The sequence below is a fragment of the Exiguobacterium sp. s28 genome (assembly GCF_018618135.1).
Taxonomy (GTDB): domain Bacteria; phylum Bacillota; class Bacilli; order Exiguobacteriales; family Exiguobacteriaceae; genus Exiguobacterium; species Exiguobacterium mexicanum_A.
In genome coordinates, this window is the sequence record NZ_JACSLL010000001.1 from 161,992 (window position 1) to 174,043 (window position 12,052).

Below are 12,052 nucleotides of genomic sequence, written 5' to 3' on the forward strand. Positions count from 1 at the left end.
TTCAATCATATAACGAATTTGTCGATTACATAAGGGCCAAAAATGAAAAGTGCCGTGATGGCGGCCCCGATGGCGGCAACGAGCACTGATCCGGCTGCGACATCTTTCGCTTGCCTCGCTAACGGTTTGATGTCTTTCGTGACGAGGTCGACCGTGCGTTCGACCGCCGTGTTCATCAGCTCGAGCGCGATGACGAGTACGACCCAACCGAACAGAATCAAGTTCTCGAGTTTCGTCGTTGGGAGCCACCAGGCAAATACGACGACGAGCAGGCTCGATGCGAGATGAATCAGCATGTTGCGTTCGGTCCGCACTGCGTGCACGATGCCGTGCACGGCGAACCAGAACGGTTTCACACTTCGCCTCGTTTCAGCTCGAAGTGAGCGAGCACTTGTTCTTGGCGCGCCGTCATCTCCGCTTCTTCCTCAGGCGTCATGTGATCATAGCCGAGGAGATGTAAGAAGCCATGAATGGCCAAAAATCCGAGTTCTCGTTCGAATGAGTGGCCATAGTCGGCCGCCTGTTCGCGGCAACGCTCGACCGAGATGAGTAAATCGCCAAGGAGACGAGGCTCGTCTTCATCGAGCATGAAATCCATCTCTTCTTCGCCCATCTCGTCAAAAGCAAAACTGATCACGTCGGTCGGCGCATCTTTCCCGCGCCATTCCCGATTGATTGCTTGAATCTCGTCGTTCGTCAAAAAGGTGACCGACAGTTCGCTCGGTTCTTCAATGTCCTCTTCGAGCGCTGCGTGCATCAAAATAGATTCGACGAGCTCGACTTGAGCATCGGTCAACAACCCGTGCTCATCGTTCGAAATGATTTGCATGTAATTCGCCTTCTTTCTTCAGTTCTGGGTACTCGATCCGTTCATGGAACAAGCCGGTCAACGTCTCACACGCGCTCTCCCCGACCCGCCATACTTCTTTCGTCGTCAACTCGCAGTCTTCGAACTGTCCGTCTTGCAACTTGTCACGGATGATCGCGCTGACAAGCTGCCGGATCCGTTCTGGTGTCGGCTGCTTCTGTGACCTTACCGCCGCCTCAATCGAATCGACGATCATGACGACCGCCGCCTCGCGCGTCTGCGGTTTCGGTCCCGGGTAACGGAAGCGCGACTCAGTGACATCTCGTGTCTCTTTCGCTTTCACATAAAAGAACTTCAACAATGACGTGCCGTGATGTTGCTCGGCGATATCGATGATTTCTTTCGGTAGCTTGTAACGGCGCAACAGATCAGCACCGTCATACGGATGGGCCATGATGATGTCGGCCGATTCTTCCGGTGTAAGCCGGTCGTGCGGGTTGACGCCGCTCTGTTGGTTCTCGATGAAGTGGAGCGGCCGCTCGGTCTTCCCAAGATCATGGTAATAACTAGCGACCCGGGCGAGCAATCCGTCGGCTCCGATCGCCTCACAAGCCGATTCAGCCAGGTTGGCGACCATCATGCTGTGATGATACGTACCCGGTGCCTCCATCAACAATTTCCGCAACAGCGGATGCGTCGGGCTCATCAATTCGATTAAGCGACCCGATGACAAGACGCCGAACCACGGCTCGAGAAACGGCAGGAATCCGAACGTGAGCACGATTGATAACAGGGCACTCGTAATCGCGAAGCCTGACAGATACGCGACCATCTCCCATGTCACTACCGTGTTACGCAGGAACAAGAGCGCGAGCACCATAATGATGTTGATGATGCCGAGCAAGACACCTGACAAGAATAACCGTTTCCGCTGAATCTTCGGTTCGACGAGGAAGACAGCCAGGAAACTACCGGTCGCAAAATAGACGACCGTCATGAAGCTCGTGTTTTGCCCGAAACTCGCCACGATCGATCCGGCGATCATCGTAATGAGTGCCGAGGCGAGCGCGACCCGTTCATCGACGAGGATACGGAGCAAGAGGACAACGAACGCCGTCGGTGCGAGCACGTATGCGTACGTCGTAAACTCGATGCCGATATAGCCGACCCCGAAAAAGATGCCGAGTTGAAGCAGTAACAACCCGTACACGGTAATCAAAATTTTAGGACGAAGCAACAACTGTTGAATCTTCGACCGGATCAACATGAACAGAAATCCGGTCGTCAACAGTCCGCTCAGTAAGTAAGCCCCGAACAGCGGTGCGAACGAACGGTTCGGGTCGATCGCACCGGTCAATTCGAGCTTCCGATAAATCTCACGTGTCACGACCTCGCCTTGATTGACGAGCAATTGTCCTTCTTGGATGATGACCGGCTCGACCGCGTCGAGCGCCTGCTGTTCTTTCTCGCGCGTCGCCTCAGAGTCGAACACGTAGTTCGGGACGATCAATTGATCGCTCAGGCTGTTGGCGATGGCCCGGAACTCGAGTGAGAGCGGGGATTGGTCGACGAGCGTCTCGGCCCGGTCTCTCGCTTCTGAAATCGACTGTGAGCTCGTCTCGATGCGGTTGCCCATTACTTCTTGGAGCGCCGTCACGGTGACGTCTTCGACCGTTCGACGCGTGTTCTCACTCGCCTCGAGCAACAGATTCAACTCATCGTCACCGAGAAAGCCATTCACTTCGGTCGAGTTCAACCGGTTCTTAATATCCGAGAGTTCGGTCTCTTCTCCCGTCTCCTCGAACGCCGCGAACAGTTGCTCGACTTTGGCGATTTGTTGATCGGCAAACTCGCGTCGGAGCGAAAATTGACTACCGACGCCATTGACGGCTTCTTGTTGCAACCGTTCCGTCGCCGTTCGGTCCTCGACCGTGATGGGCGAGCGGATATCCTGTTCGGCAATCCCGAGCGGTTCGACGCTAATAATAGATGGGCGCACCGTAAAATAGAGAATCGCGCCTAGAATGAGAAAAAAGAGGACGGAGATTGTCGCGACCGTCCAATGACGTGCTTGCTGCATCAGTGCCCCCCCTTTTTGTTATGTGAGTTCGGTACTATAGGCGTTAATAATTTTCTTGACGAGCGGATGTCGAACGACATCGGACGACGTAAAGTGTTCGAAATGAATCCCTTCGACTCGCTCGAGCAGATGTAACGCCTCTTGAAGACCTGACGCCTTCCCTTTAGGTAAATCCACTTGCGTCAAGTCGCCTGTGACGACCATTTTCGACCCGAAACCGAGTCGCGTCAAGAACATTTTCATCTGCTCTTTCGTCGTGTTCTGCGCCTCATCTAAAATGACGAACGCATCTTCAAGCGTGCGTCCTCGCATATAGGCGAGCGGGGCGACTTCGATTGTGCCACGTTCGAGCAACCGATTCGTCTGCTCGACGCCATAGACGTCAAACAAGGCGTCATAGAGCGGACGTAAGTATGGATCGACTTTCTCTTTCAAGTCGCCTGGCAAGAAACCCAAGTTTTCCCCTGCTTCGACGGCTGGACGCGTCAAAATAATACGTTTGACTTGTCCTTCTTTCAATGCCCGTGCTGCCAAAACGACGGCCAGATAGGTCTTTCCGGTCCCGGCCGGCCCGATTCCGAAGACAAGATCGCGTTTTTCAATGGCACGAACGTAGCGGCTTTGTCCGACTGTTTTCGCCCGGATCGGTTTGCCTTTGTTCGTCGTGAAGACGACCCGCTCATAATGCTCGAGCAGTTCATCGCCTTTGCCGACCTTGATATGTTGAATCACGCTGATGGCATCACTCTCGTTCAAGCGAGCCCCTTTTTTGACAAGCTGTTGTAGCGTCTTGATGACGGTTTTCGTCAATTCAAGTGTGTCAGCAGTATCGGCCTGAATGATCAATTCTTCTCCACGAGGAGTGAGTGCGACCGCGAGTTCTGCCTCGATAGCGTGAAAGACCTCGTCTTTCGGCCCGAGGAGCGCCTGTGCTTCGTTCGCATGTTCCATGACGAACGGTATCTTATCAGTCATAATCAATGGTTGTTTCTCCTCCCCATCAGTAGATTGTTCCTTCTTTACTTTAGCACTATCAAGCCGTTCGTGAAAGAAAGACCGTCCGTTTCGGCCACAAAAAGAAGCAGTGACTCGATGTCACTGCTTCAGGCTTAGCGACGGCGTTTCGACACCGGCGGCTGCAAAATTTCACTCCAAACGACAGCTTGCCGAACTTGCTTCATCGACATGCGCGGTTGCGGTTGCGGCCGAGACTCGGTCGCCTCCGAAATCGGCGGAATCTTGACTGTTTGTTCGAACTGCGCACTCACGTGCGGTAATTCTTCCCGCCGGCGCGACGGCTGAGACTCTCTTGATTCAGCCGGGGCAGCGACACGACGACGCAGTTTTTGCGGCGTCGGTTTTTCCTTGCCATCGCGTGGCTCGTCAAATGTCGCCTCGACTTCTTTCATCATGTCACCGACCGTATCGAGATAGCGTTTCAAATCCGTACTCGGCGGCCGTTCTCCAGTAGAAGATGATTTCTCCATCCGCTTCATGACCGCCGAAGCGATCCCGAATGCGGCGAGGAGTAGTACCCAAAGTCCATCCATCCCGATCACTCTTTGTCAGATTCGACTGGGTGACCGATCGCTTTACGCATTTCTGTATCGGCTTGGACGTTCAAGTAGTTGACGTAGTCCATGACACCGAGCTTGCCGTGGCGAAGCGCATCTGCCATCGCAAGCGGGACTTCAGCCTCGGCCGCGACAACTTTCGCGCGCATCTCTTCGACTGATGACTTCATCTCTTGCTCACGGGCGATAGCCATCGCGCGGCGTTCTTCCGCTTTCGCTTGCGCGATTTTCTTATCAGCCTCGGCTTGGTCGGTCTGAAGAACCGCTCCGATGTTTTTACCGATATCAATGTCGGCGATATCGATGGACAAGATTTCAAACGCGGTCCCTGAATCAAGACCTTTCGTCAATACGGTACGTGAAATCATATCCGGATTTTCCAAAACGTGTTTATGGTTATGTTGCGAACCGATCGTCGAGACGACCCCTTCACCGACACGGGCGATAATCGTTTCTTCTCCGGCACCCCCGACAAGACGGTCGATGTTGGCACGAACCGTGATCCGGGCTTTCGCTTTCACTTCAATCCCGTCCATGGCCACACCGGCGATGAACGGCGTTTCGATGACTTTCGGGTTGACGGACATTTGAACAGCCTCTAACACGTTTCGGCCGGCAAGGTCGATTGCTGCGGCACGTTCAAACGACAATTCGATATCGGCACGGTGGGCCGCAATCAAGGCGTTGACGACACGGTCAACGTTACCCCCAGCCAAGAAGTGACTCTCGAGCTGGTTCGTATTTAAGCCAATACCGGCTTTGACCGCTTTGATGAGCGGGTTGACGATTTTCGATGGGACGACGCGACGGAGTCGCATCCCGATCAATGTGAAAATCGAGACGTGGACGCCAGCGGCGAACGAGCTGATCCACAGCCCGACCGGGACGAACGTGAAGAATACGGCGAGCGCAATCAATCCTCCACCTGAGATGAGTAACGTGGTCAATAGTTCTGGTGTCATTCTGTTACATCCTCCTTCGGCTCTATAAAGCTACGGACGACAACGCGCCCTGAATCGACTTTATACACCTGAATTTTCGTTTGCGAATCGAGATAGCTACCTTCTGTCACGACATCAATCCGTTCTCCGTCAATCTCAGCGGTACCCGCCGGGCGCAGCGGCGTCAATGTGACCCCGACTTTCCCGAGTAACCGTTTGCGGTCATCGTGAGACAGGTACCCTTTGTCTGATGACGTCGAATCGGTCAAAATCAACCCTTTATACATGAGCGAACGATTGGACTGCAGGCGACGATATGCCCAAAATCCGAGTCCAGCGACGATGGCCGTGGCTAAACCGAGCGACAACCATAGTTGCCCGATCGTGGCGCCCGCCATAATCAAACTGGCGACGACCGCCCCGATCCCTAGCACGCCAAACAATCCAAAACCGGCAACGAACACTTCAATTCCTAGAAGGACGATCCCGACAAAAAACACCGTCAGAATCACTCCGAGACCAAATGTCATCGTATTGCAACCCCCTTCCGAGTTCACAAGCTACCTCTTATCTCTAGTGTATACGAAACAAGTTTGCTTGTGGTTTCAGAATACGCAAAAAAAGACAGAAACTTTTGGTTTGACCCAAAAGCTCCTGTCTCTTTCATTAATTCGTCAATTGTTGTTTGACAATGCGGTTCACAAGACCACCGTCTGCCTTGCCTTTAACTTGAGGCATGACGACGCCCATCACCTTACCCATATCTGACGGGCCTGTGGCATTCGTTTGAGCAATAACTGCTTTCACGATCGCCGTGACTTCATCTTCAGAAAGTTGTTCAGGCATATAGGCCTCTAGTACGACAATCTCGTCAGCTACTTTAGATGCAAGGTCTTCACGACCAGCGCTTTCGAATTCTCGGAGGGAGTCTCTGCGCTGTTTCATCTCTCGGTTGAGCACCGTGAGTTCCTCTTCCTCAGTAAGATCTTGTCGACCAAATTTGATGGCCTCATTTTGGAGCGACGCTTTGACCATTCGGATCGTCGTGAGACGATCTTTCTGTTTTGCGCGCATGGCTTGCTTCATGTCGTCCGTCAAGCGTTCTTGAAGACTCATGAGCTAACACCCTCTCTACAAATGAAACTGAAATTAGAATTTCTTACGCTTACGCGCAGCTTCTGATTTCAATTTGCGTTTTACGCTTGGCTTTTCGTAGTGACGACGTTTGCGAACTTCGGCAAGAGTGCCATCTTTCGAAACACCGCGTTTGAAACGACGAAGAGCGTCTTCAAGCGATTCGTTTTTACGGACACGAGTTTCCACTAGTTTTCCCTCCCTCCGAATTACACGACTAAGGAAACGTGTTTCACACGTCATAACATATTATAGTGAAAGTAAGTCGTGCGGTCAACCACTAGTTATTAATAGTCGCTATCTGAACGTCCGCCTGTGACGATGGCGATTCCAGCTGATGCGCCGATGCGCGTCGCGCCGGCATCGATCATCGCTTGTGCGCCTTCGAAATCACGTACGCCGCCTGAAGCTTTGACGCCGAGATCTGGTCCGACCGTCTCACGCATGAGGCGGATATCTTCTACCGTCGCGCCGCCTGTTGAGAAGCCAGTCGACGTTTTCACGAAGTCTGCGCCTGCTTTGACTGAAAGCTCAGCCGCTTTTTTGATTTCTTCTTTCGTAAGGAGGCACGTCTCAAAGATGACTTTGACGAGCGTCCCGTTTGCCGCTTCGACGACTGCGCGGATATCGCGCTCGACGAGGTCGAAGTCGCCGTCTTTCATGGCTCCGATGTTGATGACCATGTCAATTTCATCTGCACCGTTGGCAATCGCGTCTTTTGTTTCGAACGCTTTCACTTCTGGCGTGTTGGCTCCGAGCGGGAAACCGATGACCGTACATACTTTGACGTCGTCATCTGATTTGAGTTGTTCCGCCGCGTACTTCACCCATGTCGGGTTGACACAGACGCTTGCGAATTTGTATTCGAGCGCCTCGGCACAAAGTTTCGTGACTTGATCTTTCGTTGTTTCTGCCTTCAAGGCTGTGTGGTCGATATAACGTGCTAATTCCATCGTAAAATTCCTCCTCTGATGTATCGGTCTGACATATAGGTCTGACATCTAACATATTATCATGTTTTCTTGAAATGTAACAGCTTTCAATTCAGACGAGTTGACGACGTTTTCGTGTCTGAATCCAGCTGTTCCAACTAAAGAAGAAAATCGCAATCCAGATGCACGTGAACGCAAAAATGTGATAACCCGTGAACGGCTCATTATAGAGGATGACCCCGATCGCGAGACTGAGCGTCGGTGCGATGAATTGAAGAAACCCGACAAGCGTGAACGGGATATGTTGCGCCCCGTACCCGAACAAAAGAAGCGGCAACGCCGTCATCACGCCTGTCCCGACCAAGGCGACCCAAATGACCGGTTCGGTCGTCATCGTCAATCCGCCCTGTGACGTCTGCCAACCTAAGAAAATGATAGCGACCGGCACGACCGCGAGCGTCTCAATCCCGAGACTGACCGTCGAGGCAAGCGGTCGGCGTTTCTTCACCATGCCGTAAAATCCGAACGTACTGGCCAGAATGAAGGCGATCCACGGGAACGACCCATACCCGAACGTCAAAACGAGCACGCCGATCGCCGCCACCGTCACCGCGAGCCATTGGACTCGGTTTAATGATTCCCGAAAAACAAGCACACCTAACACCATGCTCACGAGCGGATTGATGTAATAGCCAAGTGACGCCTCGATGATATAGCCGTGATTGACCGCCCATATGTACACGAACCAGTTGGCGCTGACGATGAAGCCGTTCAACATGAAGGCGTTCCGCGTCGCCCGGTGCCGGAGCGCATAGTTGAACTCGGTCCACTGCTTCGTCCATTTCAAGACGAGTAAGATGAAGAGAAACGACCAGACGATTCGATGGGCCAAGATTTGTCCGCTCGGTATCTCCTGTAAAAACTTCCAATAAATCGGTAGGACGCCCCACATGACGTAGGCTCCGACCGTCGGCATGACGCCTTTGTTCACTCCGTTCACCCGCTCTCGTAATCAATTATCGTCAGTGTAGTCGATGCGATTAGGACATTCAAGCGAATTCTTTCGCCATGCACACGACAAAAGAGGTGCGCTCGCAAGCGCACCTCGCATCACTATGAATGTTAGTTCGGAATCGTCGCCACGGTCGCGAGCGCTTGCTCCAAATCTTCAATCAAATCTTGTACATCTTCGAGACCGACGGAGATGCGGACGAGTCCGTCCGTAATGCCGAGCTCGAGACGGCGTTCCGCCGGGATTGACGCATGGGTCATCCGGGCCGGGACGCTAATCAAGCTCTCGACCGCGCCGAGACTCTCGGCGAGCGTGAAGAACTTCGTCTTCGCGACGACGAGTTCGGCCGCTTCGGCTGAACCGACATCGAAGGCGATCATCCCACCGAAGCCGCGTGCCTGCGACAAGTGGACCCGCTTCGCTTCTTCGCTGCCGACACTCGGATGTAGGACACGGCTGACGGCTTCATGCTTCGTCAAGTAGTCGACGAGCGCGAGCGCGTTTGACTCGATCGCTTCCATACGGACCGCGAGCGTCTTGATGCCACGGACGACGAGGAAGCTGTCTTGCGGTCCGAGTACCGCGCCGACTGAATTTTGAAGGAATGCGAGACGCTCTCCGAGTTCTTCCGTCCGAGCGACGACGAGACCAGCGACGACGTCGCTGTGGCCACCCAAATATTTCGTGGCGCTATGAAGCACATAATCGGCCCCGAATTCAATCGGATTTTGGAAGTACGGGGTCATGAACGTGTTGTCGACGACGAACAGGACGTCCGCCTCGTCAGCGATGGCGCGAATCAGGCGCATGTCGGTCACGTTCAACAGCGGGTTTGTCGGTGTCTCGACGTAAATCATTTTCGTGTTCGGTTGGAGCGCTTCACGGACCGCTTGCGTATCGGCCGTATCGACAAAAGATGCCTCCAAGCCAAGTGATTGAAATACTCGATTGAATACACGGTACGTTCCCCCATATACGTCAGAACCGACGATGACGTGGTCCCCTGATTTCATTAACATTAAAATCGTCGAGATGGCTGCCATCCCGGAGCCGAACGCGAATCCGCGGGCACCGCCCTCGATATCGGCGATGAGCGTCTCGAGTGCCGTCCGCGTCGGGTTGGCCGTCCGCGAATACTCATATCCGTCCCGGAGATTGCCGATGCCGTCTTGCTTGTACGTGCTCGTCTGATAAATCGGTGGCGTGACGGCTCCCGTTAACGGATCCGTCGTTTTACCGCCATGAATGAGTGCTGTTTTTGTACGCATATTCTGCCTCCTTGACTATTCCTTGACTTAAATACCGTTCGACACTGTCCGGTAAAATCGTGACGATGACACCTTCCGTCATCTTCGCCGCTTCTTGAACACATGCCGCGATGGCCGCTCCGGATGAACTTCCGACGAGCAAGCCTTCTTGTTTAGCGAGATGAGCGACATAATAAAACGCCTCTTCGTCCGTAATCGTGTAAATCCCGTCGACGAGGTCGTGCGGCAAGAACGCCGGCCACGCCTCGACCCCAATTCCTTCTGTCTTATGGGGGCCAGGAGCTCCCCCGTTCAAAATCGACCCTTCCGGCTCGACGACGATCGCCTTCGTCCCGTTCGGCCGCAACTTGCTCGCGACACCGGTAAACGTCCCCCCTGAGCCGGCTCCGGCGATGAACACATTGATGTTCGGAAGGTCGGCCTGAAGCTCGAGCGCGAGCGTGTCGACGTAGGCGTCCGGGTTATCCGGGTTCGAGAACTGTTCCGGCACATAGGCGTCATGTTCGATGGCGAGCTCTTTCGCCCGCGCGATGGCGCCTTTCATCCCAAGTTCGGTCGGCGTGTTGACGACGGTCGCCCCGAGAAGCGTCATGAGCGCCTGCTTCTCTTGACTGAACTTCTCCGGGGTGACGGTCATCAACTTGATGCCGTGTCGTTGACAGGCGAGCGCGAGCCCGATTCCGGTGTTCCCGGCCGTCGGTTCGACGACCGTTCCCCCGCGTTCAAGTTGTCCACGTTCAAGCGCCCGTTCAATCAATTGCAGACCGAGACGATCCTTGACGCTACCACCCGGATTCATCATCTCGAGCTTGCCGTATACTTTCACACCCGCAGGTACCGGCAACGTCCGTAACTCAAGCAGAGGCGTCTCACCAATCAATTCATAGACGCTTTGGACAATCATTTACGCTTCGTCCTTGAAGATGATGTGCCACTCGTCACGCTTGGCAAGCATATCGGCCGCGAGCTTCTTCGCGCCCTCGAAATCGTGATGGTTCGCGCTCCCGCATTGAATTGGGTTTTGTGCCGGCAACTCCGTCGCATTTGCTGCGTCGCGGAGTGTCGCTTCGACGAGGTCGAGCATCGCTTCGTAATCCCCATCGTTCAACATCGTCCAATAGAAGCCTGTCTGGCAACCCATCGGCGAGACGTCGATGATTTGATTCGAATGGCTGCGGCTGTTCTCGGCGATCAAATGCTCGAGCGAGTGGACGGCCCGCATTGGCATGAGCCCTTCGTTCGGTTGAATGAAGCGAATGTCATATTTATAAATCGTATCGGCCGTCCCTTTCTTCACTCCGGCTAAACGGACGTAAGGCGCTTGTACTTTTGTATGGTCTAAATTGAAGCTCTCGACTTTATAACTTTTCATGATTGAGTTCCTCCTGATTGTTTCGTGGCCACGACGAGCCAGACGAATTTATTTTTTTGCGTGAGCGTAACCGTATAGCCGTTTGCTTCGAGCATCGCTTGAATCGTCTGGGTATACGGATAAAACTCTCGATTCAAATCCTCGAGTAAATCGGTATAGCCGTTCGCTTCGGCCCAGTCCAAGATGCCCCGTTTCGCTGTTTGCGAGGCGAACATCGTATCAAGCAAGACGAAGCGCGGGGCGTCGAGGTGTTCGACGTAACTTCGAATCGCCGTCCGTTTCTCGTCATCCGTCAAATGATGGAACGCATACGACGACACGATCGTATCGACGGACTTGTCAGTCGGATAGTTGAGAAAATCACCGTCAATGATATCGAGCTGTAACTTCTCAGCCGCGACGGCCCGCATCTCTGGCGACGGTTCGACAGGGATGAGGTCGTGCCTCTCTAGAATTCTTGCGCTTAAGTTCCCCGTCCCAATCCCGAACTCCATCACTCGGCCTTCTAACTGGTCGACGACCTCGCCGAGCATCGTCTCGTACCCCGCGAATACTTCGCGATATTGTTCGTCGTGTCCGGTCACGGCCGCGTCATATTCCGACGCCCACTCCTTAAAAATGTCCATGAACTGTAATCCCATTCTGTCACCCCATCATCTTTATTCCGACTATATCGATAAGTTTTATATGATTTATCTACTACAGACTGTATCAACTTACGCTAGAAATCTCAAGTAAATTGTTCATTTCGTTTTAGAGAATTCATTTTTTGAGACTTGGGGCCCTACACTGGAAAAAGACCTATATGCCAATCTGAGCACATAGGTCCAAAGTAATTGTCAGAATCTTTTAATTTGTTCAAATTCATTACCCTTCCGTTTAAAAAACAGGAGGATTTTTGGATTTAAATCCGCTATCATTTTCCACAAAT

15 protein-coding genes are annotated in these 12,052 nt (G+C 53.1%); all 15 read right to left on the reverse strand.

Features of this window, described 5'->3' with window-relative positions:
* Positions 1 to 5: 5 nt before the first annotated feature.
* The gene (locus KNP78_RS00875) at positions 6 to 356 is read right to left on the reverse strand and encodes a diacylglycerol kinase family protein (protein ID WP_113929795.1); all 351 of its coding nucleotides are present in this window, start codon (positions 354 to 356) and stop codon (positions 6 to 8) included.
* Positions 353 to 829, reverse strand: a complete 477-nt coding sequence (gene ybeY, locus KNP78_RS00880; protein WP_034778115.1) for an rRNA maturation RNase YbeY — start codon at positions 827 to 829, stop codon at positions 353 to 355. Before ybeY ends, KNP78_RS00875 begins: the two co-directional genes overlap by 4 nt.
* A complete protein-coding gene (locus KNP78_RS00885; RefSeq protein ID WP_034778117.1) occupies positions 807 to 2,888 on the reverse strand; it encodes an HD family phosphohydrolase in 2,082 nt (693 codons plus the stop codon). The genes ybeY and KNP78_RS00885 overlap by 23 nt, the downstream gene beginning before the upstream one ends.
* Positions 2,889 to 2,906: 18 nt before the next feature.
* Positions 2,907 to 3,863, reverse strand: coding sequence for a PhoH family protein (locus tag KNP78_RS00890; RefSeq protein WP_034779973.1), 957 nt, complete (start codon positions 3,861 to 3,863; stop codon positions 2,907 to 2,909).
* 134 nt (positions 3,864 to 3,997) lie between these two features.
* Positions 3,998 to 4,438 carry a hypothetical protein gene (locus KNP78_RS00895; RefSeq protein WP_034778119.1) on the reverse strand — a complete coding sequence of 147 codons (441 nt, stop codon included), beginning with the start codon at positions 4,436 to 4,438 and terminating at the stop codon, positions 3,998 to 4,000.
* Between the two features lie 5 nt (positions 4,439 to 4,443).
* Positions 4,444 to 5,424, reverse strand: coding sequence for a flotillin-like protein FloA (gene floA, locus KNP78_RS00900; RefSeq protein WP_034778121.1), 981 nt, complete (start codon positions 5,422 to 5,424; stop codon positions 4,444 to 4,446).
* Positions 5,421 to 5,933 (reverse strand): NfeD family protein, encoded by a 513-nt coding sequence (locus tag KNP78_RS00905; protein WP_034778122.1) that lies wholly within the window; start codon positions 5,931 to 5,933, stop codon positions 5,421 to 5,423. Before KNP78_RS00905 ends, floA begins: the two co-directional genes overlap by 4 nt.
* Before the next feature lie 136 nt (positions 5,934 to 6,069).
* The gene (locus tag KNP78_RS00910) at positions 6,070 to 6,519 is read right to left on the reverse strand and encodes a GatB/YqeY domain-containing protein (protein WP_034778124.1); all 450 of its coding nucleotides are present in this window, start codon (positions 6,517 to 6,519) and stop codon (positions 6,070 to 6,072) included.
* 33 nt (positions 6,520 to 6,552) lie between these two features.
* Positions 6,553 to 6,747, reverse strand: coding sequence for a 30S ribosomal protein S21 (gene rpsU / locus KNP78_RS00915; RefSeq protein ID WP_029334745.1), 195 nt, complete (start codon positions 6,745 to 6,747; stop codon positions 6,553 to 6,555).
* Positions 6,748 to 6,824: 77 nt separating this feature from the next.
* Entirely contained in the window at positions 6,825 to 7,490 is a 666-nt protein-coding gene (gene deoC / locus KNP78_RS00920) for a deoxyribose-phosphate aldolase (protein ID WP_029595219.1), read from the reverse strand.
* A gap of 91 nt (positions 7,491 to 7,581) precedes the next feature.
* Entirely contained in the window at positions 7,582 to 8,460 is an 879-nt protein-coding gene (gene rarD, locus KNP78_RS00925) for an EamA family transporter RarD (protein WP_034779976.1), read from the reverse strand.
* 131 nt (positions 8,461 to 8,591) lie between these two features.
* Complete coding sequence (locus KNP78_RS00930; RefSeq protein WP_034778126.1) at positions 8,592 to 9,749, reverse strand: bifunctional cystathionine gamma-lyase/homocysteine desulfhydrase; 1,158 nt, start codon at positions 9,747 to 9,749, stop codon at positions 8,592 to 8,594.
* A complete protein-coding gene (locus KNP78_RS00935; RefSeq protein ID WP_214823131.1) occupies positions 9,715 to 10,653 on the reverse strand; it encodes a PLP-dependent cysteine synthase family protein in 939 nt (312 codons plus the stop codon). Before KNP78_RS00935 ends, KNP78_RS00930 begins: the two co-directional genes overlap by 35 nt.
* Positions 10,654 to 11,121 carry an S-ribosylhomocysteine lyase gene (locus KNP78_RS00940; protein ID WP_021065678.1) on the reverse strand — a complete coding sequence of 156 codons (468 nt, stop codon included), beginning with the start codon at positions 11,119 to 11,121 and terminating at the stop codon, positions 10,654 to 10,656.
* On the reverse strand, positions 11,118 to 11,762 hold the full coding sequence (locus KNP78_RS00945; RefSeq protein WP_034778130.1) for a class I SAM-dependent methyltransferase: 645 nt from the start codon (positions 11,760 to 11,762) through the stop codon (positions 11,118 to 11,120). Before KNP78_RS00945 ends, KNP78_RS00940 begins: the two co-directional genes overlap by 4 nt.
* Positions 11,763 to 12,052: the final 290 nt, after the last annotated feature.

Bases quoted from the DNA above. Each gene is read 5' to 3' on its own strand.
- ybeY (WP_034778115.1), bottom strand. From the start codon at position 829: ATGCAAATCATTTCGAACGATGAGCACGGGTTGTTGACCGATGCTCAA.
- KNP78_RS00885 (WP_034778117.1), bottom strand. From the start codon at position 2,888: ATGCAGCAAGCACGTCATTGGACGGTCGCGACAATCTCCGTCCTCTTT.
- KNP78_RS00890 (WP_034779973.1), bottom strand. From the start codon at position 3,863: ATGACTGATAAGATACCGTTCGTCATGGAACATGCGAACGAAGCACAG.
- KNP78_RS00895 (WP_034778119.1), bottom strand. From the start codon at position 4,438: ATGGATGGACTTTGGGTACTACTCCTCGCCGCATTCGGGATCGCTTCG.
- floA (WP_034778121.1), bottom strand. From the start codon at position 5,424: ATGACACCAGAACTATTGACCACGTTACTCATCTCAGGTGGAGGATTG.
- KNP78_RS00905 (WP_034778122.1), bottom strand. From the start codon at position 5,933: ATGACATTTGGTCTCGGAGTGATTCTGACGGTGTTTTTTGTCGGGATC.
- KNP78_RS00910 (WP_034778124.1), bottom strand. From the start codon at position 6,519: ATGAGTCTTCAAGAACGCTTGACGGACGACATGAAGCAAGCCATGCGC.
- deoC (WP_029595219.1), bottom strand. From the start codon at position 7,490: ATGGAATTAGCACGTTATATCGACCACACAGCCTTGAAGGCAGAAACA.
- KNP78_RS00930 (WP_034778126.1), bottom strand. From the start codon at position 9,749: ATGCGTACAAAAACAGCACTCATTCATGGCGGTAAAACGACGGATCCG.
- KNP78_RS00935 (WP_214823131.1), bottom strand. From the start codon at position 10,653: ATGATTGTCCAAAGCGTCTATGAATTGATTGGTGAGACGCCTCTGCTT.
- KNP78_RS00940 (WP_021065678.1), bottom strand. From the start codon at position 11,121: ATGAAAAGTTATAAAGTCGAGAGCTTCAATTTAGACCATACAAAAGTA.
- KNP78_RS00945 (WP_034778130.1), bottom strand. From the start codon at position 11,762: ATGGGATTACAGTTCATGGACATTTTTAAGGAGTGGGCGTCGGAATAT.